Source organism: Kitasatospora sp. NPDC004289 (assembly GCF_053602875.1).
In genome coordinates this window covers 26,770-52,374 of record NZ_JBSGEL010000034.1, presented here as the reverse complement: position 1 = coordinate 52,374, position 25,605 = coordinate 26,770, and the positions used below count along the sequence as shown (strand labels likewise).

At 72.9% G+C, this 25,605-nt stretch carries 19 protein-coding genes; 16 read left to right on the top strand and 3 right to left on the bottom strand.

The genetic code is table 11. From position 1 onward, the window contains the following. The first annotated feature begins 19 nt into the window (after positions 1 to 19). A complete protein-coding gene (smc, locus tag ACWEPF_RS23045; protein ID WP_452173959.1) occupies positions 20 to 3,610 on the top strand; it encodes a chromosome segregation protein SMC in 3,591 nt (1,196 codons plus the stop codon). Here the strand turns inward: smc and ACWEPF_RS23040 are convergent. Beyond that, on the bottom strand, positions 3,600 to 5,072 hold the full coding sequence (locus ACWEPF_RS23040) for a purine-cytosine permease family protein (RefSeq protein ID WP_452173958.1): 1,473 nt from the start codon (positions 5,070 to 5,072) through the stop codon (positions 3,600 to 3,602). The two genes, smc and ACWEPF_RS23040, sit on opposite strands and share 11 nt — an antisense overlap. A 93-nt stretch (positions 5,073 to 5,165) precedes the next feature. Between ACWEPF_RS23040 and ftsY the strand changes: the two genes are divergently transcribed. Continuing rightward, complete coding sequence (gene ftsY / locus ACWEPF_RS23035) at positions 5,166 to 6,353, top strand: signal recognition particle-docking protein FtsY (RefSeq protein ID WP_452173957.1); 1,188 nt, start codon at positions 5,166 to 5,168, stop codon at positions 6,351 to 6,353. A 316-nt stretch (positions 6,354 to 6,669) separates the two neighbouring features. Here the strand turns inward: ftsY and ACWEPF_RS23030 are convergent, their stop codons facing one another. Next, positions 6,670 to 7,347, bottom strand: coding sequence for a bifunctional DNA primase/polymerase (locus ACWEPF_RS23030; RefSeq protein WP_452173956.1), 678 nt, complete (start codon positions 7,345 to 7,347; stop codon positions 6,670 to 6,672). 546 nt (positions 7,348 to 7,893) lie between these two features. Here ACWEPF_RS23030 and nsdA point away from each other — a divergent pair. The 7 genes from nsdA to ftsH all read left to right on the top strand — a co-directional run bounded on the left by nsdA (position 7,894) and on the right by ftsH (position 18,489). After that, complete coding sequence (nsdA, locus tag ACWEPF_RS23025; protein ID WP_345285532.1) at positions 7,894 to 9,348, top strand: transcriptional repressor NsdA; 1,455 nt, start codon at positions 7,894 to 7,896, stop codon at positions 9,346 to 9,348. A gap of 301 nt (positions 9,349 to 9,649) precedes the next feature. Beyond that, positions 9,650 to 10,975 (top strand): ammonium transporter, encoded by a 1,326-nt coding sequence (locus ACWEPF_RS23020; protein ID WP_345285534.1) that lies wholly within the window; start codon positions 9,650 to 9,652, stop codon positions 10,973 to 10,975. Continuing rightward, positions 10,975 to 11,313 carry a P-II family nitrogen regulator gene (locus ACWEPF_RS23015; protein WP_345285536.1) on the top strand — a complete coding sequence of 113 codons (339 nt, stop codon included), beginning with the start codon at positions 10,975 to 10,977 and terminating at the stop codon, positions 11,311 to 11,313. The genes ACWEPF_RS23020 and ACWEPF_RS23015 overlap by 1 nt, the downstream gene beginning before the upstream one ends. Before the next feature lie 265 nt (positions 11,314 to 11,578). Then, positions 11,579 to 14,125, top strand: coding sequence for a [protein-PII] uridylyltransferase (locus tag ACWEPF_RS23010; protein WP_452173955.1), 2,547 nt, complete (start codon positions 11,579 to 11,581; stop codon positions 14,123 to 14,125). 124 nt (positions 14,126 to 14,249) lie between these two features. Beyond that, a complete protein-coding gene (gene ffh / locus ACWEPF_RS23005; RefSeq protein WP_345285540.1) occupies positions 14,250 to 15,824 on the top strand; it encodes a signal recognition particle protein in 1,575 nt (524 codons plus the stop codon). Between the two features lie 82 nt (positions 15,825 to 15,906). After that, a complete protein-coding gene (locus ACWEPF_RS23000) occupies positions 15,907 to 16,443 on the top strand; it encodes a GNAT family N-acetyltransferase (protein WP_345285541.1) in 537 nt (178 codons plus the stop codon). Positions 16,444 to 16,560: 117 nt separating this feature from the next. Continuing rightward, complete coding sequence (ftsH, locus tag ACWEPF_RS22995) at positions 16,561 to 18,489, top strand: ATP-dependent zinc metalloprotease FtsH (RefSeq protein ID WP_452173954.1); 1,929 nt, start codon at positions 16,561 to 16,563, stop codon at positions 18,487 to 18,489. A gap of 163 nt (positions 18,490 to 18,652) precedes the next feature. On the opposite strand, the gene ACWEPF_RS22990 is transcribed toward ftsH, so the two are convergent. Further along, positions 18,653 to 19,666, bottom strand: coding sequence for an SAM-dependent methyltransferase (locus ACWEPF_RS22990; protein ID WP_452173953.1), 1,014 nt, complete (start codon positions 19,664 to 19,666; stop codon positions 18,653 to 18,655). Between the two features lie 281 nt (positions 19,667 to 19,947). Between ACWEPF_RS22990 and proS the strand changes: the two genes are divergently transcribed. The 7 genes from proS (at position 19,948) to rplS (ending at position 25,566) form a co-directional block, all read left to right on the top strand. Continuing rightward, on the top strand, positions 19,948 to 21,360 hold the full coding sequence (proS, locus tag ACWEPF_RS22985; RefSeq protein WP_345285543.1) for a proline--tRNA ligase: 1,413 nt from the start codon (positions 19,948 to 19,950) through the stop codon (positions 21,358 to 21,360). 369 nt (positions 21,361 to 21,729) lie between these two features. After that, the gene (locus ACWEPF_RS22980; RefSeq protein ID WP_345285545.1) at positions 21,730 to 22,308 is read left to right on the top strand and encodes a hypothetical protein; all 579 of its coding nucleotides are present in this window, start codon (positions 21,730 to 21,732) and stop codon (positions 22,306 to 22,308) included. Positions 22,309 to 22,776: 468 nt separating this feature from the next. Beyond that, a complete protein-coding gene (gene rpsP, locus ACWEPF_RS22975; RefSeq protein WP_184913873.1) occupies positions 22,777 to 23,208 on the top strand; it encodes a 30S ribosomal protein S16 in 432 nt (143 codons plus the stop codon). A 2-nt stretch (positions 23,209 to 23,210) separates the two neighbouring features. Further along, on the top strand, positions 23,211 to 23,450 hold the full coding sequence (locus tag ACWEPF_RS22970; protein ID WP_030306741.1) for an RNA-binding protein: 240 nt from the start codon (positions 23,211 to 23,213) through the stop codon (positions 23,448 to 23,450). Positions 23,451 to 23,587: 137 nt separating this feature from the next. Further along, positions 23,588 to 24,238, top strand: a complete 651-nt coding sequence (gene rimM, locus ACWEPF_RS22965; protein WP_452173952.1) for a ribosome maturation factor RimM — start codon at positions 23,588 to 23,590, stop codon at positions 24,236 to 24,238. Between the two features lie 5 nt (positions 24,239 to 24,243). Further along, complete coding sequence (gene trmD / locus ACWEPF_RS22960; protein ID WP_452173976.1) at positions 24,244 to 25,062, top strand: tRNA (guanosine(37)-N1)-methyltransferase TrmD; 819 nt, start codon at positions 24,244 to 24,246, stop codon at positions 25,060 to 25,062. Positions 25,063 to 25,215: 153 nt separating this feature from the next. Beyond that, positions 25,216 to 25,566: a 50S ribosomal protein L19 gene (rplS, locus tag ACWEPF_RS22955; RefSeq protein ID WP_345285549.1), complete on the top strand. Its 351-nt coding sequence runs from the start codon at positions 25,216 to 25,218 to the stop codon at positions 25,564 to 25,566. Positions 25,567 to 25,605: the final 39 nt, after the last annotated feature.

Below are 25,605 nucleotides of genomic sequence, written 5' to 3'. Positions count from 1 at the left end.
AGGTGAGGAGAACGGGCGCGTGCACCTGAAGAGTCTGACGCTGCGCGGGTTCAAGTCCTTCGCCTCCGCCACCACCCTCCGCTTCGAACCCGGCATCACCTGCGTGGTCGGCCCCAACGGCTCCGGCAAGTCCAACGTCGTGGACGCCCTCAGCTGGGTCATGGGGGAGCAGGGCGCCAAGTCGCTGCGCGGCGGAAAGATGGAGGACGTCATCTTCGCCGGCACCAGCGGCCGCCAGCCGCTCGGCCGCGCCGAGGTCAGCCTCACCATCGACAACACCGACGGCGCGCTGCCCATCGACTACTCCGAAGTCACCATCACCCGCACGATGTTCCGCAACGGCGGCAGCGAGTACGCCCTCAACGGCGAGACCTGCCGGCTGCTCGACATCCAGGAGCTGCTCTCCGACTCCGGCATCGGCCGCGAGATGCACGTCATCGTCGGGCAGGGCCAGCTGGACTCCGTGCTGCACGCCGACCCGATGGGCCGCCGGGCCTTCATTGAGGAGGCCGCCGGGGTGCTCAAGCACCGCAAGCGCAAGGAGAAGGCGCTGCGCAAGCTCGACGCGATGGCCGCCAACCTCAACCGGGTGCAGGACCTGGTCGCCGAACTGCGCCGCCAGCTCGGGCCGCTCGGGCGGCAGGCGAAGATCGCCCGGCGGGCGGCCGGGATCCAGGCCGAACTGCGCGACGCCCGGCTGCGCCTGCTCGCCGACGACCTGCTGACGCTCCGTCGGGCGGTGGAGGCCGAGATCGCCGACGAGCTGGCGCTGCGGCTGCGCCGCTCCACCGTGGAGCAGGAGCTGGACCGGGCCCAGCAGCGGGAGGCCGTACTGGAGGCCCAGGTGCAGCAGCTCGGGCCCCGGCTGGAGGAGGCCCGGCAGACCTGGTACCGGCTCTCCGCGCTCGGCGAGCGGACCAGGGGCACCATCGGCCTGGCCGAGGCCCGGGTGCGGCACGCGCTCACCGCCGGACAGGGCGAGGAGCGGCGCGGGCGCGATCCGGAGGAGCTGGAGCGGGAGGCCGCCCGGGTCCGCGAGGAGGAGGCCGCGCTCGCCGAGGCGCTGGAGGAGGCGCGGTACGCGCTGGCCGAGACGGTCGAGCGCAGGGCCGAGCTGGAGCGTGAACTCGCCGCCGAGGACGTCCGGTTGAAGAGCGCCGCGCGGGCCATCGCGGACCGCAGGGAGGGCCTGGCCCGGCTCCAGGGGCAGGCGGCCGCCGCCCGTTCCAAGGCGGCCGGGGCCGAGGCCGAACTGGCCCGCCAGGCCGAGGCCAGGGACGGTGCGGTCGAGCGGGCCGAGGCCGCGCAGCAGGAGTACGCCGCCCTGGAGGCCGAGGTCGGCGGCGCGGACGGCGGGGACGAGGAGGCCGAGGCCGCGCACCGGGAGGCGAAGGAGCGGGCCGCCGCGGCCGCGGCCGCCGTCGGTGCAGCCCGGGAGGGGCTGGCCGCCGTCGAGAAGGAGCGGGCCGGGCTGACGGCGCGTCACGAGGCGCTCTCGCTGGGCCTGCGGCGCAAGGACGGCAGCGGTGCGCTGCTGGTGGACGGGGCGTTGGCCGGGGTGCTCGGGCCGGCCGCCTCGCTGCTGACCGTCGAGCCTGGGTACGAGACGGCCGTCGCCGCCGCGCTCGGGGCGGCGGCCGAGGCGGTCGCGGTCGACGGGGTGGAGACGGCGGCGGCCGCGCTGCGGCTGCTGCGGGAGCGGGACGCGGGGCGGGCGGCGCTGCTGGTCGGCGGGGCGCCCGCGGTGCGGGAGCCGGCGGCCGACGGGCTCCGGTGGGCGGCCGGGCTGGTGGACGGGCCGGCCGAGCTCCGGCCGGCGGTGGCCCGGCTGCTGGAGCGGACGGTGGTGGTGGACGGCCTGGACGAGGCCGTCCGGCTGGTGGTGCGGGAGCCGGGACTGACCGCGGTGACCCGGGACGGCGACCTGCTCGGCGCGGGCCTCGCGCAGGGCGGGGCGGCCGGTGCGCCGAGCCTGCTGGAGACCCGGGCCGCGGTGGACGAGGCGGCCGCGCGGATCGCCGAACTCGACGTGCGCTGCGAGGAGTCGGCCCGGGCGCTCGCCGATGCCACCGAACTGCGTCGCGAACTCACGGCGGAGATCGAGGAGTTGACGGCCCGTCGACGGATGGCCGAGAAGGAGCGGGCCGCCGTCGCCGGGGCGCTCGGTCGGCTCGGCGGGCAGGCCAGGGCGGCCGCCGGGGAGGCCGAGCGGCTGGCCGCCTCCGTCACCCGGGCCGAGGAGGGCGTGGCGCAGGCGCTGGCCGCCGCCGAAGAGCTGGCCGAACGGCTCGCGGTGGCCGAGGAGTTGGCGGAAGCGGGAGAGGACGAGCCGGATCCGGCGCGCCGCGACGAGCTGGCGGCCGGCGCGGCCGAGGCCCGGCAGGGCGAGCTGGAGGCCCGGCTCTCGGTGCGCACCCACGAGGAGCGGGTGCGCGGCCTGAACGGCCGGGCCGACCAGCTGGACCGCTCGGCCCGGGCCGAGCGCGAGGCCCGCGCCCGGGCCGCCGAACGGCGCGAGCGGGCCCGCCACGAGGCCGGTGTGGCCGGCGCGGTGGCCGCCGGAGCCCGGCAGCTGCTGGCCCGGCTGGAGCTCACGCTGGCCCGGGCCGAGGCGGAGCGCGCCGAGGTCGAGCAGCAGCGCGCCGAACGGGAGGCCGAGCTGCGCGCCGGGCGGGAGCTGGGGCGCGAACTCAAGGGCGAGCTGGACAAGTTGGTGGACGCCGGGCACCGGGACGAGGTGCTGCGGGCCGAGAAGCGGCTGCGGATCGAGCAGTTGGAGGCCAAGGCGCTGGAGGAGTTCGGCATCGAGGGCGGCGAGCTGCTCGCCTCCTACGGGCCGGAGCAGCCCGTCCCGCCCGCGCTGCCGGAGGAGGGCCAGGAGCCCGGCGAGCCCCGCCCGTACGTCCGGGCCGAGCAGGAGAAGCGGCTGCGGGCCGCCGAGCGGGCGTACCAGCAGTTGGGGAAGGTGAACCCGCTGGCGCTGGAGGAGTTCGCGGCGCTGGAGGAGCGCCACCAGTTCCTCGGCGAGCAGCTGGACGACCTCAAGCGCAGCCGCAAGGACCTGATGGACATCGTCCGGGACGTGGACGCCCGGGTGGAGCAGCTGTTCACCTCGGCCTACCACGACACCGCGGCGCAGTTCGAGGGCGTGTTCTCCCGCCTCTTCCCGGGCGGGGAGGGGCGGTTGGTGCTGACCGACCCGGAGAACATGCTCACCACCGGCGTCGAGGTGGAGGCCCGGCCGCCGGGGAAGAAGGTGAAGCGGCTCTCCCTGCTGTCGGGCGGGGAGCGCTCGCTCACGGCGGTGGCCCTGCTGGTCTCCATCTTCAAGGCCCGGCCCAGCCCGTTCTACGTGATGGACGAGGTGGAGGCGGCGCTGGACGAGACCAACCTGCGCCGGCTGATCGCCATCATGGAGGAGCTGCGGGAGAGCTCCCAGCTGATCGTGATCACCCATCAGAAGCTCACCATGGAGTCGGCCGACGCGCTGTACGGCGTCACCATGAAGGGCGACGGGATCTCCCAGGTGATCAGCCAACGGCTGCGCGAGGAGCACCGCGCGCGGAGGCCGCGCGCGGTGCCCCGGCAGGAGCCGTCGGTCAGCGGGTGAGCAGCTCGCTCCGTTCGCCGCTCTCCGGCTCGGTCTCCACGGCGGTGGTGCGGGCCTGCGGGAGCAGGGCGTAGACCGCCGCGCCGACCAGGATGGTGACCACCCAGGCCAGGCCGTTGGTGCCGATCCAGCTGCTCGACCAGGGGCCGGCGAACCAGACGTCGTCCGGGCTGAGGGCCGCCCGGGTGAACATCAGGCCGGTGCCGATCGCCAGCAGCCAGGCGGTGAGTGCCTGCCAGCAGAAGCCGCCCCTGAACCAGTAGGCGGAGCGCGCGGTGGTGTCGAGCAGGGCGGCGTCGTCGTAGCGGGTCCGGCCCTGGCGGTGACGGCGCACCATGTCGACGCCGTAGACGCCGATCCAGGCCGAGAAGGAGACGGCCAGGATGGTCAGGAAGGTGATGAAGGAGCCGTAGAAGCTCTTCGCCACCAGCATCAGCAGCAGACCGCCGACCAGGCTGATCACCGCGTTGATGGAGACCGCCCAGGCGCGCGGCAGCCGCACGCCCATGGTCTGGGCGGTGAAGCCGGCCGAGTACATCGAGAGGCTGTTGATCAGCACCATGCCGATCAGCGCGATCAGCAGGTACGGCACGGCCAGCCAGGTCGGCAGCAGCTCGCCGATGAAGGCCACCGGGTCGGAGGCGGAGGCCAGGTCCGGGGTGCCGACCGCCATCACCGCGCCCATCAGCACCATCGGGACCACCACGATCCCGGCGCCGCCGACCGCGGTGCCCACGATGCCCCTGCTGCTCGCCCCGCGCGGCAGGTAGCGGGCGAAGTCGGCGCCGGACGGGGCCCAGCTGAGACCGCCGGCCGCGATGGTGCCGATGCCGGCGACCACCATCGCGGTGGTGCCGGCCGGGCGGGCGAAGACCTCGGACCACTCGACGGTGGCGACCAGGTAGCCGAGCACCAGGACCGAGAAGATCCCGAACAGGTAGGCCGACCAGCGGTTGCACCAGAGCAGCGCGTTCCGGCCGAGGCCGGAGACCAGGAAGGTGGTGCCGACGAACAGGAGGAGGGTGACGACGACGAGGGGCGTGCTGCTCCGGATCCCGAAGAGCAGGTCGAGGACGGAGAGCAGCGCGTAGGCGCCGGTGACGGCGTTCACCGTCTCCCAGCCGAACCGGGCCACCCAGGTCACCGCGCCCGGCACCAGGTTCCCCCGGACGCCGAAGACCGCCCGGGAGAGCGTCATGGCGGGGGAGCCGCCCCACTTCCCGGAGACGGTCAGCAGGCCGACGATCCCGTACGCGAGGACGGCGGCCGAGACGGCGACCAGCAGGACCTGCCAGAGGTTCAGGCCGTTGAAGACGATCAGGCCGGCGCCCATGGTGAGCAGCAGCACGCTGATGTTGGCGGCGAACCAGGTGTGGAACAGCTCGCGGACGCGGCCCTGGCGCTCGTGGTCGGGCACCGGTTCGATGCCGCGGGTCTCCACGGCCTGGTGGTTCTCGGTCATGGGACACAAAGGTATGTTCTGCCCGGCTCATGGCATAAGAGGCGTATGTCCTCGTTCACCGGGGCGGGGGCGTCGCGGATACTGGGTGACGCCATGGAATATCTGATTCTTGCCGTAGTCATCGCGGTCGTCGCCGTCGGCGCCGTCGCGGGCCTCGTCGTCAGCGGCAGACGACGTAAGCAGCTGCCTCCCCAGGCCGAGGCACCCGTCATCACGCCCCCGCGCGAGCCGCAGGTCGGCGAGGAGTCCGCCGCATCGGCGCCGGAGCCGGTCCGCACGGTCGAGGAGGTGACGCTCCCCGAGGAGATCGAGGCCCCCGACGAGGCCCTGGCCGCCCCCGAGCTGGAGGTCCCCGAACCGACCGCGGGCCGCCTGGTCCGCCTGCGCGGCCGGCTCTCCCGCTCGCAGAACTCGCTCGGCAAGGGCCTGCTCACCCTGCTCTCCCGGGACCGCCTCGACGAGGACACCTGGGAGGAGATCGAGGAGACCCTGCTCACCGCCGACGTCGGCGTGAAGCCCACCCAGGAACTGGTCGACAACCTCCGCACCCGGGTCAAGGTGCTCGGCACCCGCAGCCCCGAGCAGCTTCGCGGCCTGCTCCGCGAGGAGCTGGTCGCCCTGATCGGGGCCGACACCGACCGTCAGCTGAAGACCGCCAAGCACGAGGACGGCCGGCCGGCCGTCGTGCTGGTCGTCGGCGTCAACGGCGTCGGCAAGACCACCACCTCCGGCAAGCTCGGCCGGGTGCTGGTCGCGGACGGGCGCAAGGTCGTGCTCGGCGCGGCCGACACCTTCCGGGCCGCCGCCGCGGACCAGCTGCAGACCTGGGGCGAGCGGGTCGGCGCGGCCACCGTCCGCGGGCCCGAGGGCGGGGACCCGGCGTCCGTCGCCTTCGACGCGGTCAAGGAGGGCATCGCGGAGGGCGCGGACACCGTGCTCATCGACACCGCGGGCCGGCTGCACACCAAGACCGGGCTGATGGACGAGCTCGGCAAGGTCAAGCGGGTCGTGGAGAAGCACGGGCCGGTGGACGAGGTCCTGCTGGTGCTGGACGCCACCACCGGGCAGAACGGGCTGGTCCAGGCGCGGGTGTTCGCCGAGGTGGTCGACATCACGGGCATCGTGCTCACCAAGCTGGACGGCACCGCGAAGGGCGGCATCGTCATCTCGGTGCAGCGGGAACTCGGCGTGCCGGTCAAGCTGATCGGGCTCGGCGAGGGCGCGGACGACCTCGCCCCGTTCGAGCCGGGCGCCTTCGTGGACGCGCTGATCGGCGACTGACGCGGGTTCTTCCGCGGGAGTGGTCACACCAGGGGCGCGGGGAACTGCGCGCAGGGGAACGGCAGCACGTGCAACCGGCTGATGGAGCCTCAGTTGCAGGTGAGTGGCCTTCCGCCGCGCGCAGTTCCTCGCGCCCCTGGGCGTGTGCCCTGCCGGACGGGGGGCTGGGGGTGCGCGCCCGCGCGGCGGAGCCGCAGATCGGCAGAGCCTCGTGCCCCTGGGCGTGTGCCTTGCCGGACGGGGGGCTGGGGGTGCGCGCCCGCGCGGCGGAGCCGCAGATCGGCAGAGCCTCGCGCCCCCGGCGTCGCCACCTGCGCTACGCGGTGACCGGTGTGCGTTCGCGGGTGCGGTGGCAGGCGTAGGCGATGGTGCCGAGGAGGAGGCGGGCCTCCGGGGGGCAGGCGGCGGAGTCGCGGGAGGGGCGGCGGAGCCAGCGGGCCGGGCCGAGGGGGCCGAGGACGGTGGGCGGGGCGGCGACGTAGGAGCCCTCGCCGTGGCAGGCCAGGTCGAGGGTGGTGTCGTCCCAGCCCATCCGGTAGAGCAGGTCGGGGAGGCGCTGGGCGGCACCGGGGGCGACGAAGAAGAGCAGCCGTCCGGTCGGCAGGCCGAGCACGGGGCCGACCTGGGTGCCCATCCGCTCCAGCCGGACCAGGGCCTGGAGACCCGGCTGCGCGGGGACGTCGAGGACGTCGAAGGAGCGGCCGGCGGGCAGCAGCAGTGCGGCGGGGGAGGACGAGCCGTCCCGGAGCGCGTCCAGCCCGGCGGTGCCGGTGCCGGAGGCCGGGTCGACGGCGGGGCCGAGCCCGAGGTGCAGGCCGGGCGCGGCGCAGTGGACGGTGCCGCAGTCGCAGCGGCCGTCGGCGGGGGTGGCGGAGCCGGTGGAGACCGCCACCGCCCAGCCCCAGCGCCCGGTGTACTCAGCGGCGGCCTCGTACGCGGTGCCGCGGGCCCGGCGGCGGGTGCCGAAGCGGAGTTCGCCGAAGAGGGTTTCCATGCCTCCCCCAACAGGTTCGGAATGCCGGTGGTTACGGGGCGCGTCGCCGGACGGACTTCCGGACGGACTTCCGGACGGACCTCCGGACGGGCCGCCGGGCGTGACGCCGTGACGGTCGGCCGGCCGTGCCGGTGCGTCGATTGTGCGACGTGAAGCGGGTCGTGCGTCGGCGGCGCGCAGCAGGCGGAGTGCTCCGATTCGTGGGTGCCGGGCGAGCAGGCCGCTTGCGCACCCGCTGCGGATGCCGGATCGTCGGAGCTGCACGGGACTCCCCTTCCTGGTCCGGCGGCTGCCGGGTCGTCAAGATCCCTGGCGGCACGGCGAGTTGGGCGGGCATGGTGCCGGCTACCAGTGAAGCGCCCCGGGCCGTCGCGTAGTTCACTCCTAGGGGTGGCGAATGGTGGCGATTATCCGGGCGCGCTCCCCGGGGCGGGACTTGTCGCGTTACGTTCAGCACACGGAACGCATCGGGCCGCTCACGCTGGGCGGGGGAGTGCGAAGACGATCGGGGGCCCCGAGGGGCCGGGCGGGATGGGGCGCTTACCCATGGCAGAGAAGCAACCGAACGAGAAGCTGACCTCCTGGTTCGGCCGCAGCGGCTGGTCCAAGGGGGAGTTGGCGCGGCAGGTCAACCGCCGGGCCCGGCAGATCGGCGCCCACCACGTCTCCACCGACACCTCCCGGGTGCGCCGCTGGCTGGACGGCGAGCAGCCCCGCGAGCCGATCCCGAAGATCATGTCGCAGCTCTTCTCGGAGCGCTTCGGCTCGGTGGTCTCCATCGAGGACCTCGGCCTGCGCACCGCCGTTCCGGTCTCCACTGTGGACAGCGGGGTCGACCTGCCCTGGAGCGCGCCGCAGACGGTCCAGCTGATCAGCGAGTACTCCCGCAGCGACCTGATGCTCAACCGCCGTGGCTTCCTCGGCACTTCGCTCGCCCTGACGGCCGGCACCGCCCTAATCGAGCCGATGCAGCGCTGGCTCGCTCCCAACCCGGCGGGCGCCCCCACCCCGATCCTGGCCGCCGCCAACGGCGGGGAGCAGTTCACCGGCCGCCTCTCCGAGCCGGAGCTCCAACTGCTGGAGCAGACCACGGTGATGTTCCGTCAGTGGGACGCGCAGAACGGCGGCGGCCTGCGCCGCAAGGCGGTGGTCGGCCAACTCCACGAGGTCACCGACCTGCTCCAGGAGACCTACCCCGAGCAGACCACCAAGCGGCTGTTCCGGCTCACCGCCGAACTCGCCCACCTGGCGGGCTGGATGTCGTACGACGTCGGCATGCACCCCAGCGCGCAGAAGTACTACGTGCTGGCCCTGCACGCGGCCAAGGAGGCGGGGGACCGGCCGTTCGGCGCGCAGATCCTCACCGACATGAGCCGCCAGATGATCCACCTCAACCGGGGCGAGGACGCCCTGGAGCTGATCCACCTCGCGCAGTACGGCAGCCGGGACACCGCCAGCCCGCGTCAGCAGTCGCTGCTGTTCGCCATGGAGGCCCGGGCCTACGCCACCATCGGCGAGGTGAACCGCTGCGCCCGTGCCGTGCGGATGGCCGAGGACACCTTCAGCGACACCCGGTTCGACGACAACTCGCCGGGCTGGCTGAAGTTCTTCACCGAGGCCGAGCTCAATGGCGAGAACTCGCACTCCTACCGCGACCTGGCGTACCACGCCAACCGCAGCCCGCTCTACGCCTCGATGGCCGAGCCGGTGATGCAGCGCGCGGTGGACCTGTTCCGGCAGGACAAGGACCACGTGCGCAGCTACGCCTTCAACCTGATCGGCATGGCCAGCGTGCACCTGCTGCAGAACGAGCCCCGGCAGGCCGTCGCGGTGGCGGAGGAGGCGGTGGCCATCGCCACCAAGGTCCGCTCCGAGCGGCTGAACACCCGCATCCGCAAGACCACCGCCAACGCGCTGCAGAACTACGGCGACCTGGACGCCGTCGCCCAGCTCTCCGACCGGGTGGTGGAGAACATCCCGGAGTTCGTCCAGAGCACCTGAGGCCCGGCGGCGGCCGGGGCGCCCGTTGTGCGTGGCCCGGGACGCCGTGGCTCCGGGAAGTCCGTGGTTTGCGGTCCCGGGATGTCGGTGGCCTGCGGGCCTCACGGTCGGGTGTCGCCCGTCCGCAGCAGTCGTTCACCTCCTCGTAACGCCGCCGTGGCGCTCGTCACGGCGGCGAAACACCGAGCCGCACTGGCCGAAATCCGCCTTCGGCACTCTCCTCCTCAACGCCGACACCCCGGGTGGCACGGGACAGGGATCCCGGGTGTGGAGCGGCTCTTGCACCCACGAGGAGACGCCGATGCCGGACGGCTTCAGCGCTGGCGACACCGCCTTCGTATTCATCTGTGCGGCCCTGGTCATGGTGATGACCCCGGGCCTGGCCTTCTTCTACGGAGGCATGGTCAGGGTCAAGAGCACCCTCAACATGCTGGTCATGAGCTTCGTATCGCTCGCGATCGTCAGCGTGCTGTGGGTCCTCTACGGCTACTCGCTGGCCTTCGGCCCGGACGCGGGCGCCGGTCTCATCGGCAACCTCGACTACCTGGGCATGCGCGGCATCGGCCTGAACGACCTCACCGGCACCATCCCGGTCACCGCGTTCTCCGCCTTCCAGCTGATGTTCGCGATCATCACCCCGGCGCTGATCAGCGGCGCCATCGCGGACCGCGCCAAGTTCGCCGCCTGGGGCCTCTTCGTGGCCCTCTGGGTCTCGGTGGTCTACTTCCCGGTCGCGCACTGGGTGTTCTTCTTCGACGGCGGCAACGGCGGCTGGCTCGGTGACCGCAACGGCGTGATCGACTTCGCCGGCGGCACCGCCGTCCACATCAACGCCGGTGCGGCGGGCCTCGCGCTCTGCCTGGTGCTCGGCAAGCGGATCGGCTTCAAGAAGGACCCGATGCGCCCGCACAGCCTGCCGCTGGTGATGCTCGGCTCCGGGCTGCTCTGGTTCGGCTGGTTCGGCTTCAACGCCGGCTCGGCGCTGGCCGCCAACGGCGTCGCCGGGATGGCCTTCGTCAACACCCAGGTGGCCACCGCCGCCGCGGTGCTCGGCTGGCTGGCCTACGAGAAGATCCGCCACGGCGCCTTCACCACGCTCGGCGCCGCCTCCGGCGCGGTGGCCGGCCTGGTCGCCATCACCCCCGCCTGCGGCTCCGTCAGCCCGCTCGGCGCGGTGGCCATCGGTCTCATCGCCGGTGTGGCCTGCGCCGCCGCGATCAGCCTCAAGTACCGCTGGGGCTTCGACGACTCGCTCGACGTGGTCGGCGTCCACCTGGTCGGCGGCGTCATCGGCTCGCTGCTGATCGGCCTCTTCGCCACCGGCCACGTCGGCCAGACCGCGCAGGGCCTGTTCTACGGCGGCGGCGTCGGCCAGCTCGGCAAGCAGGCGATGGGCGTGGTCGTGGTCGGCCTCTACTCCTTCGTGCTCTCCTGGCTGCTCGGCAAGGCGATCGACAAGACCATCGGCTTCCGGGTCTCCGAGGACGTCGAGGTGGCCGGCATCGACCAGGCCGAACACGCCGAGTCCGCCTACGACTTCAGCGCCGTCGGCGCCAGCCTGGGCCGCGCCTCCACCTCCGCCTCCACCGTCACCACCGCTCCGAAGAAGGCCGAGGTCGACGCCTGATGAAGCTCATCACTGCAGTCATCAAGCCGCACCGTCTGGACGAGGTCAAGAACGCCCTGCAGGCCTTCGGGGTGCACGGACTGACCGTCACCGAGGCCAGTGGGTACGGCCGCCAGCGGGGCCACACCGAGGTCTACCGGGGCGCCGAGTACACCGTCGACCTGGTGCCCAAGGTCCGGATCGAGGTCCTGGTCGAGGACGACATGGCCGACGACGTGGTGGAGGTCGTGGTGAAGGCCGCCCGCACCGGCAAGATCGGTGACGGCAAGGTCTGGAGCATCCCGGTCGACACCGCCGTCCGGGTGCGGACCGGCGAACGCGGCCCCGACGCGATCTAGCGGGACCGGAACGACCGGCATCATTCGAGAGCGGTGAGCGGCGCTCGAGGGCAGCGGTCGAGAGCGGCGGTCGAGGGCAGTGGTCGACGGCGGCGGTCGAGAGTGGCAACCGAGAGCAGCAACCGACGGTCCCAGGCGGGCCGGTGACCCCCCGTGGTCGCCGGTCCGCCGGACGCGTATCCGGACCCGGGCGGGTCCGGCCGAGCCAGCAGCAGCCCGCCGCGGCAGGACAGCCGCGGCGGGCACCGACGGACGGGGAACCGACGTGACCACCACCGACCAGCCCTCCGACCACGCGGCCGCCCGCGCCCGGCTGCTCGACGAACCGGGCCTGACCGGCGCCGTCCGCCGCAAGGCACTGGCCCGGCTCGCCGACGACTGGCTGGCCGGCCTCTACGCCGCGGCCGGCGCGCCCTCCGGCTCCGCCCTGGTGGCCGTCGGCGGCTACGGCCGCGGCGAACTCTCCCCGCGCAGCGACCTGGACGTGCTGCTGCTCCACCGCGGCCCGCTCGACCCGGCCCTGCCCGAACGGATCTGGTACCCCGTCTGGGACGGCGGCGCCGCCCTCGACCACGCCGTCCGCACCCCCGCCGAGGCCCGCGCGGTGGCCGCCGACGACCTCAAGGCCCAACTCGGCCTGCTGGACGCCCGCCATCTGGCCGGGGACCCCGAGCTGACCGCCGACCTGCGCTCCGCCGTCCTGTCCGACTGGCGGGCGAGCGCCCCCAAACGGCTGCCCGAACTGCGCGCCTCCTGCCTCGAACGGGCCGAGCGCCACGGCGAGTTGGCCTTCCTGCTGGAGCCCGACCTGAAGGAGGCCCGGGGCGGCCTGCGGGACGTGGTGGCGCTCAACGCGATCGCCGCCAGCTGGCTGGCCGACGCCCCGCGGGACGGGCTGGAGGCCGCCGCCGAGCGGCTCGCCGACGTCCGCGACGCCCTCCACCTGACCACCGGCCGGGCCACCGAGCGGCTCGCCCTCCAGGAGCAGGACCAAGTCGCCGCCAGGCTCGGCGTGCTGGACGCGGACACCCTGCTGCGCCAGGTCTACGAGGCGGCCCGCACCATCTCCTACGCGGCGGACGTCACCTGGCGCTCCGTCGAACGGGTCCTGGCCGAACGGAGCGGGGGCGCCCGGGTCCGCCGCAGCCGGCTGTTCACCTTCGGCGGCGCCGGGCGGGGCAGCGGGGCGGCGGCCCGGGGCCAGGTCGGCCGGGCGAACAGCGCGGTGGCCCGCGGCGCGGTCGAGCGGACGCCGCTGGCGGAGGGCGTGGTCGAGCAGGACGGCGAGGCGGTGCTCGCCCAGTCCGCCCGGCCCGGCCAGGACCCGGTGCTGCCGCTGCGCGCCGCCGCCGCGGCCGCCCAGGCCGGGCTGACCGTCTCCTACGCCACCGTCCGGCGCCTCGCCGCCGAGGCCGCCCCGCTCCCGGTGCCCTGGCCGGACGAGGCCCGGGCCCAGCTGGTCACCCTGCTCGGCGCGGGCGAGGCGGCCGTGCCGGTCTGGGAGGCGTACGAGGCCGAGGGCCTGATCACCCGTCTGCTGCCGGACTGGGAGCGGGTGCGCTGCCGCCCGCAGCGCAACGCGGTGCACGTCTGGACGGTGGACCGGCACCTGATCGAGACCGCGGTGCGGGCCGCCGCGATGACCCGCCGGGTGGCCCGGCCCGACCTGCTGCTGGTCGCCGCGCTGCTGCACGACATCGGCAAGGGCTGGCCCGGCGACCACTCCGAGGCGGGCGAGGTGATCGTCCGGGACGTGGCCGCCCGGATGGGCTTCGACAAGGCCGACGTGGAGACCCTCGCGCTGCTGGTCCGGCACCACCTGACCCTGGTCGACACCGCCACCCGGCGGGACCCGGACGACCCGGCCACCGTGGAGCTGATCACGGAGGTGACCGGCACCCTCTCCCACCTGGAGCTGCTGCACGCGCTCACCGAGGCGGACGCCACCGCCACCGGGCCGGCCGCCTGGAGCAGCTGGCGGGCCTCGCTGGTGTCCGGGCTGGCCGGGCGGGCCGCCGCGCGGCTGACGGGGGCTCAGGAGCCGCTCGCGGAGCTCGGCTGGGCCTCGGGGCCGACCGCCGAGCAGGAGCGCCTCGCGGTCGAGGCGGCCCGCACGGGCGAGCCCGCGCTCACCCTGCTGGCCCACACACTGAACACCGGGACGGGCCTGGGGGGCGGCGGCGCGGGTGTCGCCGGTGTCGCCGGGACGGGCCTGGGGAGCGGCACCTCCGAGCCGCTGGGAACCGAACCGATGGGGGTCGAGCTCACGCTGGCCCTGCCGGACCGGCCCGGCCTGCTCGGCACGGTGGCCGGGGTGCTGGCGCTGCACCGCTTGACGGTCCGTTCGGCCGGGCTGCGCGAGCTGGACCCGGCGGGAGCCGGGCCGGTGCTGCTGCTCGGCTGGACGGTGGCGGCCGAGTACGGCGAACTCCCGGAGGCGGCCCGGCTGCGGGCCGACCTGCGGCGCGCACTGGACGGCTCGCTGGACGTCACCAGGAAGCTGGCGGAGCGCGACGCCGCCGCCCCGCGCCGCCGGGGGATCACCACTCCGCCGCCGGTCGTCACCGTCGCGCCGGGCGGGGCGTCCAGCACCGCGACGGTGCTGGAGGTGCGTGCGCACGACGCCCCCGGGCTGCTGCACCGGATCGGCCGGGCGCTGGACGGGGCGGGCGCCCGGGTCCGCACCGCGCACGTCTCCACCCTGGGGGCGGAGGCGGTGGACGCCTTCTACCTGACCGACCCGGCGGGCGGTCCGCTGACGGTCGAGCGGGCGCGGGAGGTGGCGGCGGCGGTGCAGTCGGCCCTGTCGTGAACGGGCCCCGACCGCCGCTTCCGACGACCGCTTCCGACCGGGTGGGGACCGTTGGAGTGGTGGCCGGATACCCTGGGGGCGACGACAGTACCCGTACCGATGCCGCAAGGGACCCGCGACCGACGTGTTCGACACTCTCTCCGACCGCCTCGCAGCGACGTTCAAGAACCTCCGGGGCAAGGGCCGCCTCAGTGAGGCGGACATCGACGCCACCGCCCGCGAGATCCGGATCGCCCTGCTCGAGGCGGACGTCGCGCTGCCCGTGGTGCGCGCCTTCATCGCGCGGATCAAGGAGCGCGCGACCGGCGCGGAGGTCTCCGGCGCGCTCAACCCCGCGCAGCAGGTCATCAAGATCGTCAACGAGGAGCTCATCGCCATCCTCGGTGGCGAGACCCGCCGCCTGAAGTACGCCAAGTCCGGCCCGACCGTGATCATGCTGGCCGGTCTCCAGGGTGCCGGTAAGACCACCTTGGCCGGCAAGCTCGGCCACTGGCTCAAGGCGCAGAAGCACACCCCGCTCCTGGTGGCCTGTGACCTCCAGCGCCCCAACGCCGTCACCCAGCTCGAGGTGATGGCCGGCCGGGCCGGCGTCGCCTTCTACGGCCCGCAGCCGGGCAACGGCGTCGGCGACCCGGTGCAGGTGGCCCGCGACTCGATCGAGTACGCGAAGCAGAAGCAGTTCGACGTGGTCATCGTCGACACCGCCGGCCGCCTCGGCATCGACGCCGAGCTGATGCAGCAGGCCGCCGACATCCGGGCCGCGATCAACCCGGACGAGGTCCTGTTCGTGGTCGACGCCATGGTCGGCCAGGACGCGGTCACCACCGCCCAGGCCTTCCTCGACGGCGTCGACTTCACCGGCGTGGTGCTCTCCAAGCTGGACGGCGACGCGCGCGGCGGTGCGGCCCTCTCGGTCGCCCACGTGACCGGCCGTCAGATCATGTTCGCCTCCAACGGCGAGAAGGTCGACGAGTTCGACGCCTTCCACCCGGACCGGATGGCCTCGCGCATCCTCGGCATGGGCGACATGCTCTCCCTGATCGAGAAGGCCGAGCAGACCTTCTCGCAGGCCGAGGCCGAGAAGATGGCCGCCAAGCTGCGCGGCGGTCCGAAGGCCTTCACACTGGACGACTTCCTGTCCCAGCTGGAGCAGGTCCAGAAGATGGGCTCGATCTCCAAGCTGCTCGGCATGCTGCCGGGCATGGGCCAGATCCGGGACCAGATCAACAACATCGACGACAAGGACGTCAACCGGGTCGGCGCGATCATCAAGTCGATGACCCCGGTCGAGCGGGCCGAGCCGGAGCTGATCAACGGCTCCCGCCGGGCCCGCATCGCCAAGGGCTCCGGCGTCCAGGTCGGCGAGGTGAAGAACCTGGTCGAGCGGTTCTTCGAGGCCCGCAAGATGATGTCCGCGATGGCCTCCGGCAAGGGCATGCCCGGCATGCCGGGGATCCCCGGCATGGGCGGCGGCGGCAAGAAGTCCGCCAAGAAGGCCCAGCCGGCCAAGGGCAAGCGCAAGAGCGGCAACCCGCTCAAGCGGGCCCAGGAGGAGGCGGCCGCGGCGGAGCGCAAGGCGCTCGGCGCGGGTGCCGGTGCGGGCGACGCCGCGCAGGCCCCGGGCGGTGCCTTCGGGCTCGGCGCGGGCAAGGGCCCGGCCGACTTCGAGCTCCCCAAGGAGTTCAAGGACCTGCTCTGACCCGCTGCGGACGGTCCGTCCGAGTCAGTCCGAGGGCGAGTTTCCGACGGCCCGTCACCCCTTCCGGTGGCGGGCCGCCGCCATGCCCGATGATGGTGCCGTGCGAGTGGAGATCCGGGCCCCCAGGGCGGCAGACGCAGGACCGTACGCGGCGGCGGTCCGCCGCTCCGCCGAGCACGTCGGGCGGTGGAACCCGGTGGAGCCGGACGGCCTCCCCGAGCTGCTCGGCCGTCAGGGGCCGGGGCTGCGCACCTTCCTGATCCTCGAGCGGGACAGCGGTGGACTGGTCGGCAAGTGCAACGTGGCCAACATCGTCATGGGCCGCTTCTGCAACGCCGCCCTCGGCTACGACTCCTACCTCCCCTACGCGGGGACGGGACTGATGAGCGAAGGCATGCGGCTGGTGGTGGACCGCTGCTTCGCCGGGCAGGTGGACGGCGGGCTCGGGCTGCACCGGCTCGAGATCAACGTCCAGCCGGAGAACGAGCGCTCGATCGCGCTGGCGCGGCGGCTGGGGTTCCGGCACGAGGGCTTCACGCCGCGGATGCTCTTCCTGGGCGGGGCCTGGCGGGACCACGAGCGCTTCGCCCTGACGGCGGAGGAGTGGCCGGGGGTCTGACCCCGGGCCGTCTGACCCCGGGCCGTCTGACTCCATGTCGGCTGACCCCGGGTCAGGCCTGCGGGGCGCGGCGTTGCGTCTTGGTCGGCCCGTCCGGATGTCCGTATTGTCCGATGGGTGAGCAATCCCGTACCGCCCCGTCAGACCCCCGACCAGCCCTGGCGGTCCGAGGGCGCACCGCCTCCGCCGACGCCGAAGAAGAAGATGCCCGGCGGCTGGGCCGGCATGCTCCTCACCGCGCTCGCCGTCTTCCTGCTCGCCGAACTGCTGCTGAACACCTTCGGTGGCGGGGGCGGCACGACCATCTCCTACACCGAGTTCCGCAATCAGCTCGGCAAGGGCAACATCACCCAGATCTACTCCAAGGGCGACGCCATCGAGGGCACCCTCAAGGCGGCCGCGCCCAAGCCGGACGGCGCCAAGGGGAACTACACCGACTTCACCACCCAGCGCCCGGCCTTCGCCGACGACGGACTCTGGAACACCCTCCAGCAGCAGGGCGTCACCGTCACCGCCGAACCGGTGGTGCAGCAGCGCAGCTTCCTGGCCAACCTGCTGATCTCGCTCGCCCCGATGCTGCTGCTGGTGCTGATCTGGGTGCTGCTGGCCCGCCGGATGGCGGGCGGGATGGGCGGTGCCGGAGGGTTCGGCAAGAAGGCCCCGCCGAAGCCGGTCAACCCGGACGAGGGGAAGCGCACCACCTTCGCCGACGTGGCCGGCATCGACGAGGTCGAGGCCGAACTCAGCGAGGTGGTCGACTTCCTGAAGAACCCGCAGGAGTACCGCAAGCTCGGCGCCAAGATGCCGCGCGGCGTGCTGCTCACCGGTCCGCCCGGCACCGGCAAGACCCTGCTGGCCCGGGCCGTGGCCGGGGAGGCGAACGTGCCGTTCTTCTCCGCCTCCGCCTCCGAGTTCATCGAGATGATCGTCGGCGTCGGTGCCTCGCGGGTCCGGGAGCTGTTCGCCGAGGCGCGGAAGGTGGCGCCGGCGATCATCTTCATCGACGAGATCGACACCATCGGCCGCCAGCGGGGCGGGGGCGGCGGGATGGGCGGCCACGACGAACGCGAGCAGACGCTCAATCAGATCCTCACCGAGATGGACGGCTTCTCCGGCTCCGAGGGCGTCATCGTGATCGCGGCCACCAACCGCGCCGAGGTCCTCGACCCGGCGCTGCTGCGGCCCGGCCGCTTCGACCGCCGGATCACCGTCAGCCCGCCCGACCGGGACGGCCGGGTGGAGATCCTCAAGATCCACACCCGGACGGTGCCGCTCGGCTCCGACGCCGACCTCACCCAGCTGGCCAAGGTCACCCCCGGCATGACCGGCGCCGAACTCGCCAACCTGGTCAACGAGGCCGCCCTGCTCGCGGTCAAGCGCAAGCAGGAACGGGTCGGGGCCGACGACCTCTCGGACGCGCTGGAGAAGGTCCAGCTGGGCGCCGTCCGTCCGCTGGTGATGCCGCAGGGCGAGCGGGAGCGCACCGCGTTCCACGAGAGCGGCCACGCCCTGCTGGGCATGCTCCAGCCCGGCGCCGACCCCGTCCGCAAGATCACCATCGTGCCGCGCGGCCGGGCCCTGGGCGTCACCCTCTCCACCCCCGACACCGACCGCTACTCGTACACCGAGCCGTACCTGCGCGGCCGGATCATCGGCGCGCTCGGCGGCATGGCGGCCGAGCAGGTGGTCTACGGCGTCATCACCACGGGCGCCGAGAGCGACCTGGAGCAGGTCACCAACATCGCGCGCGGGATGGCCGGCCGCTGGGGCATGAGCGAACGGGTCGGCCGGCTCACCGCCGTCCCCAGCGACACCCAGGGCGCCTACGGGCTCTCCGCCGCGCCGACCACCCTGGACGCGGTGGACGAGGAGGCCCGCCGGATCGTCGCCGAGTGCTACGAGGAGGCCATCCGGCTGCTCAACCTGCACCGCGGCCAGCTGGACGCCCTGGCCGCCGCGCTGCTGGAGGCCGAGACCCTCGACGAGGAGGCCGCGTACCGGGCGGCGGGGGTGGCCCGCAACGCCAAGGAGCTGGACCGCAGCTGACGGTCCGTGGAACGTGTGCCCCGGTCCGGGAAGGGACCGGGGCACACTCCTATCCGCCGACGGCCCGTGGTCCGCCGCCGCTGCCCGTGGGGCTCGGACGCTTGCCCGTGGGGCTCGGACGCTGCGGGTCGGGTGGGTAGGGCGGGGCCGGGCGGGGGTGGGCTCAGGCGCGTTCGCCGACCACGTAGCGGAACAGGTTGGTCATCCGGACCGAGGCGTCCGGGAGGACGAACGGGTGCAGCGCCTCCTCCAGCTCCTTCGCGACCAGGGTCCCGCCCGACTCCGCCAGGGCGGCGTCGAACAGCCCGGTGGAGAGCAGCCCGCGCACCGCGCTCTCCAGGTCGGGATAGGCGAACGGGCAGGACACCCGGCCGCCCCCGGCCGGGCGCAGACCGGCGCGGAACAGCAGCGACTCGAGACCCCCGGGCGCGCTCAGCGCGAACGGCCCCGGCAGCAGCCCGGCCCGCACCGTCGGCCCGGAGCCGGCCAGCCGCTGCCCCAGCTCCAGCACGGACGCGCTCTCGCAGCGCTCCGCCGGGCCCCAGGCCGCCAGCACCAGCTGACCGCCCGTCAGCACGCGCCGCGCGGCGGCCTCCACCAGCAGGCCGGGGGCGCGCGTGGTCTGCAACTGCTCGAAGACCGTCACGAGGGAGTGCGCCGAGCGGGCGACGGGTTCCGCCGTCCGGGTGCCAGGGCGGTGGTCCGGGTGGGTGCCGGGACGGGTGCTCAGGTGGGCACCGGAACTGGTGCCGGGGTGGGCGCCGGGATGGGCACCTGCGTGAGCGCCGGAGTGGGTTCCGGTGCCGGTGCCGGGGTGGGCGTCCGGCCTCGCGGCCGGACGGGTGCCGGTGGCGGGTTCCTGGTGCACCGTCAGGCCACGGGCGGTGGCCAGCTCGCGCAGCTCGGGGTCGGCCTCGGCGCCGGCCACCTGTGCGCCGCGCTCTGCGGCCAGCAGCAGGGCCAGCCCGGAGCGGCAGCCGATGCCGAGCAGACTGGTCGCCGGGCCGACCTCCAGCCGCTCGTACACGGCCTGGTAGAGCGGTACCAGCATCCGTTCCTGGATCTCCGCCCAGTCACGGGCCCGGTTGGTCCGGCCGAGTCGGCCGTCCGGGTCGTGGGAGCGTAGCCAGTCCGGAGTCGCCTCCGAGGTCGTGCCGGTCAACTGCGCCGAAGCCATCTCGGCCTCCATCCGGTCCTTGGGTCACCACAGGGTCGCCGCATCGAAAACCAACCCCCCAAAGTCCCGCCCCGACACCAGCGAACAGCCGTCGGGCCCCGGCGTCCAGAGGGGTACGGGGTGGTGTCCCGCCACATGGGTGATGCGCCCCCGGTGCGCCCTCCCGAGCGCCGTCCGACGGTCCGTCAGCCGGACGGCCGGTCAGCCGGTCGGTGGCCGACCGCAGCTGGCAGGTGAAACGGATTCACGGTCCGGGGCCCACTCCCCGTACCATCTGCCCCATGGCTAAGGCACCCGTGCTCACTCCCCAGGCGGACGACTTCCCGCGTTGGTACCAGGACCTCATCAACAAGGCCGAGCTGGCCGACAACGGCCCGGTCCGCGGCACCATGGTCATCCGACCGTACGGCTACGGCCTGTGGGAGCGGATGCAGCAGGAGATGGACGCCCGGATCAAGAAGGCGGGCGCGCAGAACGCCTACTTCCCGATGTTCATCCCGCAGTCGTACCTGACCAAGGAGGCCGAGCACGTCGAGGGCTTCGCCCCCGAGCTCGCGGTGGTCACCCACGGCGGCGGCAAGGAGCTCGAGGAGCCGGTCGTCGTCCGGCCGACCTCCGAGACCATCATCAACGAGTACTTCTCCAAGTGGGTGCAGAGCCACCGCGACCTGCCGCTGCTCATCAACCAGTGGGCCAACGTCGTCCGTTGGGAGCTGCGCCCGCGCGTCTTCCTGCGCACCACCGAGTTCCTCTGGCAGGAGGGCCACACGGCCCACGCGACCTACGAGGACGCCCGCGCCTACGCGTCGATGATCCACACCGAGGTCTACGGCGACTTCATGACCAACGTGCTCGGCATCGACGTGGTGCTCGGCCGCAAGACCGCCAAGGAGCGCTTCGCCGGCGCCATCAACACCCTCACCCTCGAGGGCATGATGGGCGACGGCAAGGCGCTGCAGATGGGCACCAGCCACGAGCTGGGCCAGAACTTCGCGAAGGCGTTCAACACCACGTACCAGCTGCAGGGCGCCGAGCGCGAGCACGTCTGGCAGACCTCCTGGGGCGTCTCGACCCGCATGGTCGGTGGCCTGATCATGTCCCACGGCGACGACAACGGGCTGCGCGTCCCGCCGCGCCTGGCCGCCGTGCAGGCCGTGGTGCTCGCCATCAAGGGCGACGACGCGGTGCTGGCCAAGGTCCGTGAGATCGGCGCCCAGCTGGAGGCGGCCGGCGTGCGGGTGGTCGTGGACGACCGCACCGACACCCCGTTCGGCCGCCGCGCCGTGGACTGGGAGCTCAAGGGCGTCCCGGTCCGCATCGAGGTCGGCCCGCGCGACCTGGAGAACGGCACCGCGATGCTGGCCCGCCGCATCCCCGGTGGCAAGGAGCCGGTCTCGATCGACGGCCTGGCGGCGCTGCTGCCCGGCATCCTCGAGGAGGACCAGGACCTGCTGCTCCGTCAGTCGCGCGAGCGCCGGCTGTCCCGCACCGTCGAGGTCTCCAACCTCGACGAGGCGGTCGAGGCCGCGGCCACCGGCTGGGGCCGGATCTCCTGGGCCGAGCTCGGCCCGGAGGGCGAGGCCAAGCTGGCCGAGCAGGGCGTCTCGGTCCGCTGCATCGTCGCCGCCGACGGCTCCGTGCCGCTGACGGACGACCAGGAGGGCAACGTCGCGATCGTGGCCCGGGCGTACTGAGTTCGCTTCTTCCCGGCACCCAGAACGTGACTTATGCAGTGCGAATGTTCTACCGCCGACTGACTGTCTGGTGAGACTACTGACCGGTCAACTCCCGGTCGTGGTGAACTAGCGGTACGGTATACGGCCCGTGGCCCTGTCAATTCTCGACACCGCCACGGGCCGTTCGCCGCAAGGGGAGCAACCGCTCCCGGGCGATAGCCGAGAGCCTGGCGAGGTTCGCCGGGCCCAAAGTTGCAGGGGGTTGGTCTTGCGTCAGATACAGGCAGCGCAATTCGCGCACGGCAGTGCATTCCTGAAAGTTCGCTGGGAATTCCCCGTGAACGGGAACTCGCGGAACATCGGCTCTCACTGCATCGTTGGTCTAGCGTGAGCACGACACAGCCTCTCGTCCTGGCGGCCGAACTGGCCGCCGCCTGGAGCGACATCCAGGCCCACCATCAGGACCTCCCCGACCTGGCCTCGCCCGAGGCGCTGATCGGCGAGTCCTCCTCGGCCTGCGGCACCCAGCTCGGCTTCGAGCGACTGCTGCACGAAGCCGCCCACGGCCTCGCCGCCGCCCGGGACATCCGGGACACCTCGCGAGCCGGCCGCTACCACAACCGCCGCTTCCTGATGCTCGCCTCCGAGCTCGGCCTGGCCCACCCGATCGAGCCGCACGCCAGCAGCGGCTTCTCGCAGGTGACCATGCTGTCGGAGACGCAGGAGCGCTACTCCGAGACGATCGAGCGCCTCGACCGCGCCCTCGGTGCGCACCAGCTCGCCGTCAACGGCGAGGGCGGGCACCGCGCGTTCCGCGGACCGGCCGCTCGGCACGGCTCCTCCGGGGGCGGCGTCCGTGTCAAGGCGATCTGCGGTTGCGGCCGCAACGTCCGGGTGGTGCCGTCGGTGCTCGCCCAGGCGTCGATCGTCTGCGGCGCCTGCCAGCAGCCGTTCCGGATCGCCTGAGCACCGGGGCGCTCAACCGCAGCCGGTCGGGGGGTGGCCATCCGTTGCCAGGCGGATGAGCCGTACGTACCGCGCTGCTCGCACGCGGGGCCGATGGCCCCGGTGGTTTCACAGGTCCGCAGGTTCGCGGATCCGCAGGTGTGCAGTTCCGAAGGTTCGGTAGTCCCGCAGTCCCGTAGTACTCGCAGCGCCGTACAACCTGCACTGCTCGTGGTGTGCAGTGCCTGTCGTGCCGAGATTCGGCTCAACCGAGGGCGGGGGCCCTCGGTCGGGCCGACCGGCGCGGACCCCGCTCGGGCTCCGGTCGGGCGCGCCGTCGGCGTGTGGCAGAATGGACAGCTGAGTACTCGGCAGCCGAGCAGGACCCCTCTCTCCTACGGCTGGCGTGTCCCTTGAACGGCCCACCTCGCAACCCCACGCGACGGAAGTGGCCGCTCACCCACGTCAACACCAGGAGAATCCACTCCCGTGGCAGTCAAGATCAAGCTCAAGCGTCTCGGCAAGATTCGCTCCCCGCACTACCGCATCGTCGTCGCCGACTCGCGCACCAAGCGTGACGGTCGCGCGATCGAGGAGATCGGCATCTACCAGCCGACCTACAACCCCTCGAAGATCGAGGTCGACACCGACCGCGCCCAGTACTGGCTGTCCGTCGGCGCCCAGCCGACCGAGCCGGTCCTTGCCATCCTGAAGCTCACCGGCGACTGGCAGAAGTTCAAGGGCCTGCCGGCTCCGGCTCCGCTGCTGGTTGCCGAGCCGAAGGTCGAGGACTTCTCGCACCTCTTCGCGAAGGCCGTCGCCGGCTTCGAGGACAGCACCACCGGTGTTGCCATCACCCCGAAGGCCAAGAAGGCTGACAAGGCCGAGGCCGAGGCCGACGCCGCTTCCACCGAGGCCTGATCGTGATCGAGGACGCCCTGGACCACTTGGTGAAGGGCATCGTCGAGCACCCCGACGAGGTACAGGTGCGCTCGCGCAACCTGCGTCGGGGGAACACCATCGAGGTGCGTGTGCACCCCGATGACCTCGGCAAGGTGATCGGCCGGGGCGGCCGCACGGCTCGCGCTCTGCGCACCGTGGTCGGCGCCCTCGGCGGTCGCAACGTCCGGGTCGACCTGGTCGACGTGGACAGCATTCGCTGACGTCAGATCGTCAGGATTCAGGGACCGGCCGGGACGCATGTCGTCCCGGCCGGTCCTTCTGCGTACCGGGGCACCCGCACGGGTGTCGCTCGTGTATTCATCGCTTCAAGGACCAGAGGATCAGGAGAAAGATCACCGTGCAGCTCGTCGTCGGCAAGATCGGCCGCGCCCACGGCATCAGGGGGGACGTCAGTGTCGAGGTCCGGACCGACGAGCCCGAACTGCGGCTCGGGCCCGGTGCGGTGCTGCTCACCGACCCGGCGTCGGTCGGTCCGCTGACCGTCGAGTCCGGCAAGGTGCACAGCGGTCGGCTGCTGCTGCGCTTCGCGGGGGTCAAGGACCGGAACGGGGCCGAGGCCCTGCGCGGCACCATGCTGATCGCGGAGGTCGATCCGGAGGAGCGCCCGGACGATCCGGAGGAGTACTACGACCACCAGCTGATCGGGCTCAACGTGGTGATGCTGGACGGCACCCTCGTGGGCGAGCTCACCGAGGTGGTCCACCTGCCGTACCAGGACCTGCTCACCGTCACCAAGCCCGACGGTACGGAGGTGCTGGTGCCCTTCGTCACCCGCATCGTGCCGACCATCGACCTGGAGAACCAGCGTGCGGTCATCGACCCGCCGCCCGGCCTGATCGACCCGGCCGACGCCGAGGTGGTCCGCGCGGACGCGGCCGAGCCGACCGAAGCGGATGAGACGGCCGAGGGCGCGGAAGCTGACGGTGCGTCGGCCGGCGGAACGCCCGACGAGGCACCTGACGATGCGCCCGGCGGGGCTCGCGCATGAGCGAGATGCGGATCGACGTTGTCACGATCTTCCCGGAGTACCTGGAGCCGCTGAACGTCTCCTTGGTCGGCAAGGCCCGTGCCCGGGGGCAGCTCGACGTCCACCTGCACGACCTGCGGTCCTGGACCACCGACGTGCACCGCACGGTGGACGACACTCCTTACGGTGGCGGCCCGGGCATGGTGATGAAGCCGGAGCCGTGGGGCGCGGCGCTGGACGCGGTGCTCGCTCAAGGGCCCGAGGGCCAGGTGCCGACTCTGGTCGTGCCGACCCCGAGCGGGAAGCCGTTCACCCAGGAGCTGGCCCAGGAGCTGGCGGGGCGTCAGTGGCTGGCCTTCGCACCGGCCCGCTACGAGGGCATCGACCGTCGTGTGATCGAAGAGGCCGCGACCCGGATGCCGGTGGTCGAGGCGTCGATCGGTGACTACGTGCTGGCCGGCGGCGAGGTCGCGGTGCTGGTGATGGTCGAGGCGATCGCCCGTTTGCTGCCGGGGGTGCTCGGCAATGCGGAGTCCCACCGGGACGACTCCTTCGCGCCGGGTGCGATGGCGGACCTGCTGGAGGGGCCCGTCTACACCAAGCCCGCCGAGTGGCGCGGCCGTGAGGTGCCGGAGGTTCTGCTCAGCGGTCACCACGGCAAGATCGCCCGGTGGCGCCGCGAGCAGGCGTTCGCCCGTACCCTGGCGAACCGGCCGGACCTGGTGCAGCGCTGGCAGCACGGCGACTTCGACAAGAAGGAGCGCGAGGCGCTCAGCATCCTGGGGCTGGCCTGGGACCAGGAGCTCGGCCGATTTCGGTCCGCGGCGGAGGCTGTGGAAGAATAGGCGACTGTTGTCTGCCGTTGGGCTGCCTCCTGGGGAGCCAGTGGATCGGTGCCCCCGCCACGGGGGGATCGCCGAAGACCGAAACGGCCCGCAGCACACCCCATTGTGACGAACTTCCGTGGGCGGCCCGTGGCGCCTGCGATGGAGAGCAACATGAGCAACAAGCTCGCTGCTGTCGACGCGGCCTCGCTGCGTTCCGACATCCCGGCCTTCCGCGCCGGTGACACCCTGAAGGTCCACGTCCGGGTCATCGAGGGCAACCGCTCCCGTGTCCAGGTCTTCCAGGGCGTCGTCATCCGCCGTCACGGCTCCGGCATCGGTGAGACCTTCACCGTTCGCAAGGTCTCCTTCAACGTCGGCGTGGAGCGCACCTTCCCGGTGCACACCCCGGTCGTCGAGAAGATCGAGGTCGTGACCCGTGGTGCGGTCCGCCGCGCCAAGCTGTACTACCTGCGTGACCTGCGCGGCAAGGCCGCGAAGATCAAGGAGAAGCGCGACCGCTGATCCTCCGGCCTCCGGTCCGTCCGGAGGCCCGGAACGCTC